General features: G+C 37.6%; 13 protein-coding genes. All 13 read left to right on the top strand.

The genetic code is table 11. The annotated features are described in order from the left end of the window. The first annotated feature begins 146 nt into the window (after nt 1-146). The 13 genes from CWS01_RS02965 to pyrE all read left to right on the top strand — a co-directional run bounded on the left by CWS01_RS02965 (nt 147) and on the right by pyrE (nt 13,995). Complete coding sequence (locus CWS01_RS02965; protein ID WP_101175558.1) at nt 147-431, top strand: hypothetical protein; 285 nt, start codon at nt 147-149, stop codon at nt 429-431. A gap of 247 nt (nt 432-678) precedes the next feature. After that, nucleotides 679-1,167 (top strand): signal peptidase II, encoded by a 489-nt coding sequence (gene lspA / locus CWS01_RS02960; protein ID WP_268877037.1) that lies wholly within the window; start codon nt 679-681, stop codon nt 1,165-1,167. Continuing rightward, nucleotides 1,160-2,071: an RluA family pseudouridine synthase gene (locus tag CWS01_RS02955; RefSeq protein WP_101175557.1), complete on the top strand. Its 912-nt coding sequence runs from the start codon at nt 1,160-1,162 to the stop codon at nt 2,069-2,071. The genes lspA and CWS01_RS02955 overlap by 8 nt, the downstream gene beginning before the upstream one ends. A 177-nt stretch (nt 2,072-2,248) precedes the next feature. Beyond that, the gene (gene pyrR, locus CWS01_RS02950; protein ID WP_101175556.1) at nt 2,249-2,791 is read left to right on the top strand and encodes a bifunctional pyr operon transcriptional regulator/uracil phosphoribosyltransferase PyrR; all 543 of its coding nucleotides are present in this window, start codon (nt 2,249-2,251) and stop codon (nt 2,789-2,791) included. Nucleotides 2,792-2,984: 193 nt separating this feature from the next. After that, a complete protein-coding gene (locus CWS01_RS02945; protein ID WP_101175555.1) occupies nt 2,985-4,295 on the top strand; it encodes a solute carrier family 23 protein in 1,311 nt (436 codons plus the stop codon). 194 nt (nt 4,296-4,489) lie between these two features. Continuing rightward, nucleotides 4,490-5,431: an aspartate carbamoyltransferase catalytic subunit gene (locus CWS01_RS02940; RefSeq protein WP_101175554.1), complete on the top strand. Its 942-nt coding sequence runs from the start codon at nt 4,490-4,492 to the stop codon at nt 5,429-5,431. After that, nucleotides 5,394-6,680 (top strand): dihydroorotase, encoded by a 1,287-nt coding sequence (locus tag CWS01_RS02935; RefSeq protein WP_101175553.1) that lies wholly within the window; start codon nt 5,394-5,396, stop codon nt 6,678-6,680. Before CWS01_RS02940 ends, CWS01_RS02935 begins: the two co-directional genes overlap by 38 nt. After that, nucleotides 6,677-7,774 (top strand): carbamoyl phosphate synthase small subunit, encoded by a 1,098-nt coding sequence (locus CWS01_RS02930; RefSeq protein WP_101175552.1) that lies wholly within the window; start codon nt 6,677-6,679, stop codon nt 7,772-7,774. Before CWS01_RS02935 ends, CWS01_RS02930 begins: the two co-directional genes overlap by 4 nt. After that, nucleotides 7,761-10,973, top strand: coding sequence for a carbamoyl-phosphate synthase large subunit (carB, locus tag CWS01_RS02925; RefSeq protein WP_101175551.1), 3,213 nt, complete (start codon nt 7,761-7,763; stop codon nt 10,971-10,973). Before CWS01_RS02930 ends, carB begins: the two co-directional genes overlap by 14 nt. After that, nucleotides 10,970-11,749, top strand: coding sequence for a dihydroorotate dehydrogenase electron transfer subunit (locus CWS01_RS02920; RefSeq protein ID WP_101175550.1), 780 nt, complete (start codon nt 10,970-10,972; stop codon nt 11,747-11,749). The genes carB and CWS01_RS02920 overlap by 4 nt, the downstream gene beginning before the upstream one ends. Beyond that, a complete protein-coding gene (locus CWS01_RS02915) occupies nt 11,746-12,687 on the top strand; it encodes a dihydroorotate dehydrogenase (RefSeq protein ID WP_101175549.1) in 942 nt (313 codons plus the stop codon). The genes CWS01_RS02920 and CWS01_RS02915 overlap by 4 nt, the downstream gene beginning before the upstream one ends. After that, nucleotides 12,659-13,375, top strand: a complete 717-nt coding sequence (gene pyrF / locus CWS01_RS02910; RefSeq protein ID WP_101175548.1) for an orotidine-5'-phosphate decarboxylase — start codon at nt 12,659-12,661, stop codon at nt 13,373-13,375. The genes CWS01_RS02915 and pyrF overlap by 29 nt, the downstream gene beginning before the upstream one ends. Beyond that, complete coding sequence (pyrE, locus tag CWS01_RS02905; protein ID WP_101175547.1) at nt 13,372-13,995, top strand: orotate phosphoribosyltransferase; 624 nt, start codon at nt 13,372-13,374, stop codon at nt 13,993-13,995. Before pyrF ends, pyrE begins: the two co-directional genes overlap by 4 nt. The last annotated feature ends 36 nt before the right edge of the window (nt 13,996-14,031 follow it).

The raw sequence follows: 14,031 nt of genomic DNA, 5'->3' as shown, positions 1-14,031 counted from the left end.
CCTAAAGCTTTTTTTATTTTTAGGAAAAGATTTATAAAAAATTCCACATCCGACAATTGTTGTTATCGCTGTTAAAAGTTAAGTGGATTGCTGACTTGTTTTTTAGGGGAATCTAGTCTTAACAACATAGGAACGGAGGAAATCGTATGAATATGAAATTAGAAGAGCTTTATACAGAACTCCGTATGACACAAATTGAATTAATAACAACACTTCGAGTAAAAAGAGCATCCAAAATTAATCAGTATATTGAAGCAGAATTAAAAGATGTGGAAGAATCAATGAAACGTTTAGAAAATGGCGATTTTGGCACATGTGAAATTTCAGGTGAACTTATTCCTGAAGATATACTAGCGATGATACCAATCGTTAAATCGAAACAAGATATACAACAAATGCAGTATTTTTATCGTAAAGGTTTTTACTATTAACAGAATGATTTTTATTTATTCAGGTTATAAAACACTTTTGAATTTAGGGAGAAAAGGGAAATCTGTCTTCGCTGGCGCGAGAATATTAATTTGTATTAACATGCCTTTGTTAATACAAATCAATGATAGAGACGATAGTGTTTTTAAGTGTTAGTGACAAAAAGAGTAAGAAATGCTTGTTGGGAGGATTAGGATAAACTATCGTTTTTATGCAGTTTATGCTAAAATGCTAAAGGAGACTCGAGAAATGGAGGAAACTTTAGTGTTTTATTACATAATTGCACTTTTTGTTATCATAGTGGATCAACTGACAAAATGGCTAGTAGTTAAAAATATGGAGCTTGGCGAAAGTATAGAAGTAATTCAAAATGTTTTTTATATTACATCCCACAGAAATGCTGGTGCAGCATGGGGGATTTTGCAAGGTAAAATGGCATTTTTCTATATTATTACAACTGTTGTGATTGTGGGGATTTGCTACTTTATTCAAACGACAACAAAAGGCAAAGTAATGTATGGCATTTCATTAGGGTTAATATTAGGCGGTGCTATTGGCAATTTTATCGACCGCATCAGACATCAATATGTAGTCGATTTTATTAATACGTATATCTTCAGTTATGATTTTCCAATATTTAATATAGCAGATTCAAGTTTAGTAATCGGCGTTATCTTATTGTTGATTGTAATGCTGAAGGAGGAAAGCGCAGCAAAAAAGGAGAAAAAACATGGATAAAAGGGAACATACTATTACTGAAGAGCAAGTAAATGAAAGAATTGATAAAATTGTTTCAACGATAGATAAAGATTGGTCTAGAACACAAGTGCAGCAATGGATTAAGGAAGGTCATGTTACCGTAAATGGGAATGTTGTGAAAACAAAATATAAAGGTGTTTTAAATGATATGGTAGCAATAGATATTCCCGATCCTACTGAATTAGATGTAGTAGCAGAAGAGATGAACTTGGATATCTATTATGAAGATGGAGATGTCATTGTTGTAAATAAACCAAAAGGCATGGTTGTCCATCCGGCGCCAGGTCATGTCTCAGGTACACTTGTAAATGGCTTAATGGCTCATTGCAAAGACCTATCCGGAATTAATGGGGTAATGCGTCCAGGAATCGTTCATCGTATTGATAAAGATACATCTGGTCTATTAATGGTTGCAAAAAATGATGCTGCTCATGAGAGTTTAGTCAATCAGTTAGTTGCAAAAACAGTTACGCGCAAATATAAAGCACTTGTTCATGGCTCAATTCCTCATGACTATGGAACAATTGATGCTCCTCTTGGTCGTGATCCGAGAGATAGGCAAAGTATGACGGTTGTTGATAATGGCAAAAATGCGGTAACTCATTTTCATGTATTAGAGCGAATGACGGACTTTTCATTTATTGAATGCCAGCTTGAAACAGGCAGAACCCATCAAATTCGTGTGCATATGAAGTACATTGGCTTTCCTCTTGCAGGAGATCCAAAATACGGACCACGCAAAACAATGGATATCGGCGGACAAGCGCTCCATGCAGGAGTTTTAGGCTTTAATCATCCAAGAACAGGGGAGTATATGGAGTTTGAAGCATCACTTCCACAATACTTTGATGCACTTCTAAATAATTTGCGAAATAATCGTTGACATAAGCTTGAATTTATATTAATATAACGTTAGTTGAATAAGTCCTTTAAGTCAATCCAGAGAGGTTGAGAAGGAAACGGATATGCCATATTTATATGGCGGGTTATACTATCAGTTTATCCTCTCAAACCTTAGGTTGAGAGGATTTTTTTATAGACAGAAGAAAGGTGAATATATATGTCGCAGAAAGCACTTGTACTAGATGAACAAGCAATTAGAAGAGGTTTAACGAGAATTGCGCATGAAATTATCGAAAAGAATAAAGGGATAGAGAATTGTATTCTAGTAGGTATTCGTACAAGAGGGATATATATTGCCAATCGTCTAGCAGAAAAAATCTCTCAAATCGAAGGTAAAAGCATTCCCGTTGGTGAACTAGATATTACATTATATCGAGATGATTTATCAGAAAAGACAAGCAATCAAGAGCCCCTGGTAAAAGGTTCGGATATTCCAACAAGCATTAAAGGGTTAAAAGTCATATTGGTGGATGATGTGCTCTATACAGGGAGAACCGTTCGAGCAGCATTGGATGCTTTAATGGATATAGGAAGACCATCTTCTATACAGCTTGCGGTATTAGTGGACAGAGGACACAGAGAACTTCCTATCCGGGCAGATTATGTCGGAAAAAACATTCCAACATCGAGCTCAGAAAAAATTGTCGTGGAATTAGCTGAAGTAGATGGTCACGATGAAGTGAATATTTATGAGAATTAAATAAAGCCCTTTTAAGAGCAGTCCTGTGAGGCTGATAAGGGGAGTAAACAAGGGAGGCTTATTTCCTCCTGCGTAAAGCCCCTTATGTGCCATCATACATGAGGGGTTTTATTTTGATCAAAAACACATACTATCTTAAAATAAGGTAGAAGAAAAGTTATCTTAGCATAATCGTACTAGAGGAGATTACAGCATGAATCATAATAAACCAATATTAGGCATTAAAGATAAACCATCTTCAGTGCAATGGTTGACATTAAGTTTACAGCATTTATTCGCCATGTTTGGCGCAACAGTTTTAGTTCCTTATTTAATTGGATTAAGTCCAGCAGTCGCCTTAATTTCAAGTGGACTTGGAACAGTGGCTTTTCTTTTGATTACAAAATTTAAAGTGCCGGCATATTTAGGATCATCCTTCGCATTTATCGCACCAGTTATTGCAGCGAAAGAATTAGGGGGACCTGGGGCTGCTATGATCGGAACCTTTATCGCAGGTATCGTTTATGGAATTGTCGCATTATGCATTAAAAAAGTTGGCTATCGCTGGATTATGAATATCCTTCCACCGATTGTAGTAGGACCAGTCATTATGGTAATTGGGTTAGGGCTTGCTGGCACAGCAGTTAATCAAGCAATGAACAACCCGACAACACAAGAATACAGTTTATTATACTTCTCAGTAGCACTTGTAACATTACTAGCAACGATTCTTTTCACCATGTTTGGCAAAGGGGTATTCAGCTTTATCCCGATTTTAGCAGGAATTATCGTTGGATACATTTACGCATTAGTGGCTGGCGTAGTTAATTTTCAGCCTGTGTTAGATGCGAAATGGGTAGAAATGCCAGACTTTATCTTCCCTTTTGTTGACTATGACATAAACATAAATACAGCAATATTGGCACTATTTATTCCAGTGGCGATTGTAACATTAGCTGAGCATATTGGACATCAGCTTGTATTAAGCAAAGTAGTAGGAAAAGATTATATTAAAGATCCCGGTCTTCACCGCAGCATTTTAGGCGATGGAACGGCAACAATGATCTCAGGACTTATGGGTGGACCGCCAAAAACGACATATGGCGAAAATATTGGAGTGCTTGCTATTACAAGAGTATACAGTGTCTATATTCTAGCGGGTGCAGCGGTACTTGCAATCTTGTTCGGCTTTATCGGCAAAGTGACAGCATTAATCAATTCTATACCAGCTCCAGTAATGGGCGGTGTATCCATCCTTTTATTCGGAATAATTGCATCATCAGGTCTAAGAATTTTAGTAGATGCAAAAATGGATTTCAGCAAAAATCGCAATTTAGTAATCGCATCAGTTATTCTAGTAACGGGAATTGGCGGAGCATCCATCCACTTCGGAGAGCAGTTTAAGTTAGAAGGAATGGCTTTGGCAGCGATTTTAGGTGTAATCTTAAATCTAGCACTGCCAGGAAAAGAAAAGGTATCAGATGATTTATTTGAAGAAGCAATAGATGTAAAAGAAACAAAATAGAAGCACCTTTTAAAAAAGTACAGAGAGACTTCAAGGGTGTTGAATGTTTATATGTAAAAGCGCTAGGCAGTTTATTTACTGCAAAGGTTGCAAACATAAAACATCTCAACTTAGACACCCTATTAATAATAGGGTGTCTTTTTTAAAGGGAAACAGCAACATTTAAGCTTTCTATTGATAAAGGAGGAAAAATAATGGAAAACTTATTAACAACATCGGAATTAACGGTTGTAGAAATTCAGCAGATCCTTCAAGATGCACAAAACTTTGCAAATGGGGCTGAATGGAAACCGAATAAACAAAGCTTTGTTGCAAACCTATTTTTTGAGCCAAGTACAAGAACGAAATGCAGCTTTGAGGTGGCGGAAAGAAAATTAGGACTTGAAGTCATTCCGTTTGAAACAACTAGTTCAAGTGTTGTTAAAGGAGAAACATTATACGATACAGTCCGTACTCTTGAATCAATCGGGGTAAATGCAGTTGTTGTAAGACATAAAGAGGATAATTATTTCAACGAGCTTGTAGGAAAAGTTAATATTCCTGTCATCAATGCCGGGGATGGATGTGGTAATCATCCGACACAGTCGCTGTTAGATCTTTTGACAATCAAACAAGAGTTCAACAAATTTGCGGGCTTAAAAATAAGTATTATTGGTGATATCCGTCATAGCCGTGTTGCTAGATCAAATGCAGATGCCTTAACAAGACTCGGAGCAGAAGTTGTTTTCTCAGGGCCGAAAGAATGGTTTGATGAAAATGTTCTAAATGATGCTAATTATGAGGATATTGATACAGCAATAGAAACATCTGATGTAGTCATGCTTCTGCGCATTCAGCATGAAAGACATGGTGAAAATGATGTAGAGATGACAAAAGAAGATTACCACAAGCAATATGGTTTGACAGTAGACAGAGAAAAACGGATGAAAAAAAGCAGCATCATTATGCATCCAGCACCTGTTAACCGCGATGTCGAGATTGCAGATGAGTTGGTTGAATGTGAACGTTCCAGAATCTTTAAACAAATGCAAAATGGTGTTTATATCCGCATGAGCGTATTAAAAAGATCACTTACAACTATTGAAGGGGGAAATTTACATGTCAATGATTATAAAAAATGGCCAATTGCTTACTAATACAGGGGAACTAGTTGAACAAGATATTCTTATTGAAAATGGTGTTATTAAAGAAATTGCTTCATCTATACAAGAAGAGGCAGCAGAAATCATTGATGCAAAAGGTAAAGTCGTTTCTCCAGGATTTATTGATGTACATGTTCATTTAAGAGAGCCAGGCGGAGAGAAAAAGGAAACAATAGCAACAGGTACAATGGCAGCGGCAAGAGGGGGATTTACAACTATTGCAAGTATGCCAAACACAAGACCGGTTCCAGATACAGTGGAACATCTACATAATTTAAATGAAAGAATAAAAGAAACGGCAAATGTTCATGTACTTCCATATGCATCTATTACGATTAGACAGCTTGGCCAAGAATTAACCGATTTTAAAGCATTAAAGGAGCTGGGAGCATTTGCTTTTACAGATGATGGTGTTGGCGTACAAGAAGCTGGCAAAATGCTTGAAGCAATGAAACTTGCAGCAAGCTTAGATATGGCAATTGTTGCCCACTGTGAAGACAATAGCTTAATTAATAAAGGCTGCGTTCATGAAGGAGAATATTCAAAAGCAAATGGACTAAACGGTATTCCATCTGTTTGTGAATCTGTACAAATTGCACGAGATGTATTATTGGCAGAAGCGGCAGACTGCCACTACCATGTATGCCATATCAGCACAAAAGAATCAGTGCGCGTTGTAAGGGATGCGAAAAAAGCAGGCATTAAAGTAACGGCAGAGGTTTCACCACATCATCTATTATTATGTGAACATGATATTGTCGGCAAAGATACAAACTATAAAATGAATCCCCCATTAAGAGGGAAAGCAGATAGAGATGCATTAATAGAAGGTTTATTAGATGGTACAATCGATTTTATTGCAACAGATCATGCCCCGCATACAGCAGAAGAAAAAGCACAGCCAATTGAAAAGGCGCCATTTGGGATTGTCGGTTTAGAAACAGCTTTTCCACTTCTTTACACACATTTTGTGAAAAATGGAAAAATGACGCTTGTAGAACTAATCAATTATTTAACAAAAAAACCTGCAGATACATTTAAATTAGCTACTGGAACATTAGAAGTAGGAGCTAAGGCAGATATTGTTATCCTTGATTTGGAAGAAAAAGAAAAAATCAACCCAGATAGCTTTTTATCAAAAGGTAGAAATACACCATTTGCAGGTTGGGAATGTCAAGGATGGCCAATTGCAACATTAGTAGATGGCAAGATTGCTTGGAGAAAGGAAAGTGTACACGCATGAAAAAACAATTGATTCTTGAAGATGGTACAGTGTTTATTGGAGAAGGATTTGGTGCAGACAAAAGCACAATCGGAGAAGTAGTATTTAATACAGGAATGACAGGCTATCAAGAAATATTATCAGATCCATCTTATTGTGGACAGATCGTAACATTAACATATCCTTTAGTAGGCAACTATGGCATTAATCGCGATGATTTTGAATCAATCACTCCGGCCATTCAAGGATTTATTGTAAAAGAAGTTTGTGATTTTCCTTCGAACTGGAGAAATGAACTTTCTTTAGATGAATATTTTAAACAAAAAAACATTCCAGGATTAGCTGGAATTGATACAAGAAAATTAACAAGAATTATTCGCCAGCATGGAGCATTAAAAGGTGCTTTCTGCAATATAGAAGAAGATGTAGAAGCAGTATTGGAAAAACTTCGCAGCACAAGACTTAGCACAGACCAAGTTAGTCGTGTTTCTACAAAAAAACCTTATCCAAGTCCAGGGCGGGGCCACAGAGTAGTGCTTGTTGATTTTGGAATGAAACATGGTATCTTGCGCGAGTTGAATCAGCGTGATTGTGATGTAATTGTAGTGCCATATAATACAACAGCAGAAGAAATTTTAAGTTTAAGCCCAGATGGCATTATGCTGTCGAATGGACCTGGAGATCCAAAGGACGTTCCAGAAGCAATTGAAATGATTCAAGGATTAGTCGGCAAAGTTCCTGTATTCGGCATTTGCTTAGGCCATCAGCTATTTGCACTTGCAATGGGTGCTGATACAGAAAAAATGAAATTTGGCCATAGAGGAAGCAATCATCCTGTAAAAGATTTATTAACAGGAAAAGTTTCTTTAACAGCACAAAACCATGGTTATACAGTAGAAGAATCATCTGTAGCAAATACAGATCTTGAAGTAACACATATTGCGTTAAATGATGGGACAATTGAGGGCTTGCAGCATAAAAACTATCCGGCATTTACCGTTCAGTATCATCCGGAAGCATCACCAGGACCAGAAGATGCAAATTACTTATTCGACCGTTTTATCTCCATGATTTTATCACATAAACAGGAAGGTGCAGCATATGTCAAAGCGTAATGATATTAAAAGTATACTAGTAATCGGATCAGGGCCAATTATTATTGGTCAAGCGGCAGAGTTTGACTATGCCGGAGCACAAGCTTGTATGGCTCTAAAGGAAGAAGGATATCGAGTAGTTCTTGTTAATTCAAATCCTGCAACTATTATGACAGATACAGAAATGGCAGATGCCGTATATATTGAACCATTAACATTAGATTTTGTAAGCAGAATTATCCGCAAAGAAAGACCGGATGCAATCTTGCCGACATTGGGCGGACAAACAGGACTAAATTTAGCAGTTGAATTATCAGAAGCTGGCGTGTTGGAAGAATGCGGTGTGGAAGTATTAGGAACAAAACTATCAGCTATCCAGCAAGCAGAAGATCGAGATCTTTTCCGAAACTTAATGAATGAGCTTGGAGAACCAGTGCCAGACAGTGATATTATTCATAATATGGAAGAAGCAAAAAGCTTTGTAGAAAAAATAGGTTATCCAGTAATTGTGCGCCCTGCCTTTACACTGGGAGGAACAGGCGGCGGAATTTGCCATAATGACGAAGAATTACAGGAAACTGTTACAAGCGGCTTAAAAAACAGCCCAGTAACACAATGTTTATTAGAAAAAAGTATTGCAGGATTTAAAGAAATTGAGTATGAAGTAATGCGCGACAGCAATGACAATGCAATTGTAGTATGTAACATGGAAAATATTGATCCAGTCGGCATTCATACTGGCGATAGTATTGTTGTGGCGCCAAGCCAAACCTTAAGTGATAGAGAATATCAATTATTGCGCAATACATCTTTAAAAATTATTCGTGCTCTAAAAATTGAAGGTGGCTGTAATGTTCAGCTTGCACTAGATCCAGATAGCTTCCAATACTATATTATTGAAGTAAATCCACGTGTAAGCCGTTCATCAGCACTTGCAAGTAAAGCAACAGGCTACCCGATTGCCAAACTTGCCGCAAAAATAGCAGTAGGTTTAACATTGGATGAGATGCTGAACCCTGTTACTGGAAAAACATATGCAAGCTTTGAACCAGCATTAGATTATGTCGTAAGTAAAATTCCTCGCTTCCCATTTGATAAATTTGAATCTGCGAAACGTAACTTAGGAACACAGATGAAAGCAACAGGGGAAGTAATGGCAATCGGGCGTACATTTGAAGAGTCCTTATTAAAAGCAATTCGTTCATTAGAGGCAAAAGTGTATCATTTTGCATTAAATGGAGCAGAAGAAATCAGTGATAGTCTATTAGAAAAACGAATCCGCAATGCAGGAGATGAGCGTTTATTCTATATTGCTGAAGCCTTAACTCGCGGTGTTACAATTGAGACAATTCATGAATGGAGCAAAATTGATTTATTCTTCTTATATAAATTAGAAGGAATCATTAAGATGGAAAAAGAACTTGCAGCACATGCATTTGATTTAGAATATGCAACAAAAGCAAAAGAAAAAGGATTTGCCGATATTCAACTAGCAAAACTATGGAATACAACAGAACTTGAAGTATACAACTGGAGAAAAGAAAATAACTTAATTCCAGTATATAAAATGGTTGATACATGTGCAGCTGAGTTTGAATCGGAAACACCATATTTCTATGGAACATACGAAGACGAAAATGAATCAGTTGTAACAGATAGAAAAAGCATTGTTGTATTAGGATCTGGCCCAATCCGCATTGGTCAAGGGATTGAATTTGATTATGCAACAGTTCACTCTGTTTGGGCAATCAAAGAAGCAGGCTATGAAGCAATCATTATCAATAACAATCCAGAAACAGTTTCAACAGATTTCAGTATCTCAGATAAACTGTATTTTGAACCATTAACAATTGAAGATGTTATGCATATTATTGATCTAGAAAAACCAGAAGGAGTAGTTGTTCAGTTTGGTGGACAAACAGCGATTAACTTAGCCGATCAACTTGTTGAACGCGGTGTAAAAATTCTTGGAACATCATTAGAAGATTTAGATCGTGCAGAAGACCGTGATAAGTTTGAACAAGCTCTTCAAGACCTAGGCATTCCACAGCCAGAAGGAAAAACAGCATTAACAGTAGAAGAAGCAATTGCAGTTGCACAAAAAATCGGCTATCCTGTACTTGTGCGCCCTTCCTATGTATTAGGCGGAAGAGCAATGCAAATTGTCTACAATGACTCAGAACTTGTTCCATACATGGAGAATGCAGTAAAAGCAAGTCCAGGACAACCAATTTTAATTGACCGCTATTTAACAGGAAAAGAAATTGAAGTAGATGCGATTTGCGATGGAACAGACGTTGTTATCCCGGGAATTATGGAACATATTGAACGAGCAGGAGTTCATTCAGGAGATTCCATTGCTGTATACCCACCGCAAAGTTTAACAAATGAAATTAAACAAACATTAATTGATTATACAACTCGCTTAGCAAAAGGATTAAATATAATCGGCCTACTAAATATTCAGTATGTTATCTCGAAAGGGGAAGTATTCGTACTTGAAGTAAATCCTCGTTCAAGCCGCACAGTACCATTCTTAAGCAAAATTACGAATGTGCCGATGGCTAACATAGCGACAAAAGTAATTTTAGGGGATACATTAAAAAATCTTGGCTATACATCAGGATTAGTTCCTGAAAAGGCTGGAGTTTTTGTAAAAGTGCCGGTATTCTCTTTTGCAAAATTAAGAAGAGTAGATATTACCCTTGGACCTGAAATGAAATCAACTGGGGAAGTAATGGGGAAAGATACTACATTAGAAAAAGCTTTATATAAAGGATTAGTTGCATCCGGAATGAAAATTCAAACATTTGGTACAGTATTGTTGACAATTGGAGATAAAGATAAAGAAGAGGCTGTTCAGCTTGCGAAACGATTTATGAATATTGGCTACAGCCTAATGGCAACAAGCGGTACAGCAACTTATTTAGAAAAACACCAAATTCCTGTAAAAGTTGTTGATAAAATTGGCGGAGACGGCACAACCTTAATTGATGTCATCAGAGATGGACAAGCGCAATTTGTCATCAACACGTTCTCAAAAGGAAGCCAGCCAACTCGTGATGGATTTAGAATCCGCAGAGAGTCTGTTGAAAATGGTGTTCCATGTTTAACATCACTAGATACTGCTGAAGCAATTTTACGTGTTGTAGAATCCATGACATTTTCTGCTGAAGCAATGCAATCAGGACAAAAAAACTTGGAGGCAGTATTTGCATGATAAAAAACGAATTATGTACAGTCGTAAGCCACGCAGAAATTGCTGAAAATATAATGGAGCTCACCCTTAGAGGTGAGCTTGTTCATGAAATGGATGAGCCAGGTAGATTTGTTCATATTAAAGTAGGGGACACGTTTGAACCATTATTAAGAAGACCTATCAGCATCTGCCGCATTGATCAAAAGAATCTAACCTTTACGATGATTTACCGTAAAGAAGGCAGAGGAACGCAATTGCTTGCAGCAAAAAAAGAAGGAGAGTTAGTGGATGTTCTTGGTCCGCTCGGAAATGGCTTTCCAGTAGAAGAAGCAAAGTCACAAGAAACAGCACTTTTAGTAGGAGGCGGCATTGGAGTGCCTCCATTATATGAACTGGCACACCGCTTAACAGCAAGTGGAGTAAAAGTAATCACTGTTTTAGGATTCCAAACTCGTGATGTTGTTTTTTATGAAGAAAAGTTTCGTGATTTAGGGGACACGTATGTTGCAACAGTGGACGGAACACATGGTACAAGAGGATTTGTAACAGATGTGATTGCACAAGAACGATTAGACTTTGACATTTTGTATTCTTGCGGTCCAACTGCAATGTTAAGAAATTTAGAAAAGTCATTTCCAAAAAAGCGTGTGTTTATCTCACTAGAAGAAAGAATGGGCTGTGGAATCGGCGCTTGTTTTGCATGTGTTTGTCATACACAAGAAGATCCAACAGGCTTTACGTATAAAAAGGTATGTACAGATGGACCAGTGTTTAAGGCAGGGGAGGTAGTAATATGAATCGATTACAGGTCAGTTTGCCTGGATTAGAGTTAAAAAATCCTATTATGCCTGCATCCGGCTGTTTTGGATTTGGACGCGAATTCAGCAATTTATATGATTTAAGCAAACTTGGAGCAATTATGATTAAAGCAACAACCGCAGAACCTCGTTTTGGCAATCCAACACCACGTGTAGCAGAAACAACAGCAGGCATGTTAAATGCAATTGGGCTGCAAAATCCTGGCTTAGAAAAAGTGCGGGACGTGGAACTGGCATGGCTTGCAAACTTTGATGTGCCAATTATTGCAAATGTGGCTGGGTCATTGGAAGAAGATTATGTGGAAGTAGCAAAAGAAATTTCAAAGGCTCCTAATGTACAAGCATTAGAATTAAATATTTCTTGTCCGAATGTAAAAACAGGCGGAATTGCTTTTGGCACCATTCCGGAAGTTGCGAAAAACTTAACAAAAAAAGTAAAAGAAGTGTCAGAGAAACCTGTTTATGTGAAACTATCTCCAAATGTTACCAATATTGTAGAAATGGCAAAAGCGGTAGAAGACGGTGGAGCAGACGGTTTAACGATGATTAACACATTGCTTGGAATGCGTTTGGATTTAAGAACAGGTAAACCAATTTTAGCTAATAAAACAGGGGGGCTATCTGGTCCTGCAGTAAAACCTGTTGCCATCCGCATGATTTACGAAGTAAGCCAAGCGGTAAACCTGCCAATCATCGGCATGGGTGGTGTGACAACAGCTGAAGATGTATTGGAATTTTTCTACGCAGGTGCAAGTGCAGTCGCTGTGGGGACAGCAAACTTCGTAGATCCATTTGTATGTCCAAAAATTATTGATGAATTGCCAGAATTGCTAGATCGATACGGGTTTGAACACATCTCAGAATTAACTGGAAGGAGCTGGGGAAAACATGAGCAATTCGCTTATCATCGCTCTTGATTTTGCTAATAAAAAAGAAGTAGATATATTTCTTAGCCAGTTTGAACAAGAACAGCTGTTTTTAAAAGTAGGCATGGAACTATTTTATAAAGAAGGACCAAGTATTATTGCTGCATTAAAAGAAAAAAATCATCAAATTTTCCTTGATTTAAAACTTCATGATATTCCTAATACAGTAAAAAGCGCTATGCGCAATATGGCTTCACTTGGGGTAGATTTGGTTAATGTCCATGCTGCAGGGGGCATTCCAATGATGCAAGGCGCTCTGGAAGGCTTAGAAGCAGGCACATTGTCTGGAAGCAAACGTCCAGATTGCATTGCAGTAACCCAGCTTACAAGTACGTCTGAGGAGCAAATGCAACAGCAACAGCTAATTAATGTACCATTATTAGATTCTGTGCTGCATTATGCGTCCATTACAAAGGAAGCAGGCTTAAATGGTGTCGTTTGTTCCACATTGGAAGCAGGTGCCATCCGCGAAAAAATAGGAACTGACTTTTTAACGGTTACACCAGGAATTCGTTTAGATTCAGATAATGTTCAAGATCAAGTCCGTGTTGCAACGCCAAAAAAGGCAAAAGAAAATGGCGTTTCATCTATTGTTGTCGGCAGATCAATTACAAGAAGTGCAAATCCATATGAAAGCTATCTATTGTTTAAAAATGAGTGGGAGGGCGTTACACAATGAAACAACAAATCGCAGAACAACTATTAGAAATAAAGGCAGTTTTTTTACAGCCATCAAATCCATTTACATGGGCTTCTGGCATTAAATCACCTATTTATTGCGATAATCGTTTAACACTTTCCTATCCTTCTGTCAGAAAAGATATTGCGAATGGATTGGCACAATTAATTAAAGAGAAGTTTCCAGAAACAGAAGTAGTGGCTGGAACGGCAACAGCCGGGATACCACATGCAGCATGGGTAAGTGATGTATTGAATTTGCCAATGTGTTATGTTCGTTCGAAAGCAAAAGAGCATGGAAAAGGCAATCAAATTGAAGGAAAAATCGAAAAAGGGCAAAAAGTGGTTGTGGTAGAAGATCTTATTTCAACAGGAGGCAGTGTCATCACAGCAGTCAAGGGACTTCGTGATGCAGGTTGTGATGTGTTAGGGGTTGTTTCCATCTTTACATATGAACTGCCAAAAGGAAAAGGATTATTGCAAGAAGCAGAAATTACAGCTTATTCTTTAACAGATTATACAACTCTATTAGAAGTAGCAGAAAAAAGCGGCTATATTCAAGCAGAGGATATGCAAAGTCTACAAAACTGGCAAAAAAATCCCGGAGAATGGGGTAAATAATTGAAAAAGGCCGATATCGATGAATTTCATTGATAT

The organism is Niallia nealsonii, from assembly GCF_002835805.1.
In the GTDB taxonomy this organism is placed as follows: domain Bacteria; phylum Bacillota; class Bacilli; order Bacillales; family Cytobacillaceae; genus Niallia; species Niallia nealsonii.
The sequence above is the reverse complement of the archived record's forward strand: the minus strand, read 5'-3'. Positions and strand labels throughout refer to the sequence as shown.